The following is a 272-nucleotide window of genomic DNA, read 5'->3' on the forward strand; positions in this document are numbered from 1 at the left end:
CTGCTCTTCCCGCTCGTATTGAGTGCGGCCTCGGATGCGGGGTCGAGCGCCTCGAAATCGCACTCGGCAGAAGGTGCCGGGGCACCCCACCCGAGCGCGAAGTTCCGCTCCCCGTGTGCCATGCTATGGATCATCGGCCCGCTGCGCTGCCCGATCAGGAAGAGCTTGGCGATCTGGCCCTCGACGGGCGCGTATTCCGGCTCAAGCGGATCACGACAATTTCGGCCGTGGTATCTGTCGGGGTTCGACAAGAGTTCCTCGACTGTGACTTG

1 protein-coding gene is annotated in these 272 nt (G+C 64.0%); it reads right to left on the bottom strand.

Annotation, left to right across the window (positions count from 1 at the left end):
• Positions 1-272 (bottom strand): hypothetical protein (locus ACX9YW_RS23015; RefSeq protein WP_460351050.1); only part of this gene is annotated, 272 nt, incomplete at both ends.

This window comes from Pseudoneobacillus rhizolycopersici, assembly GCF_054786815.1.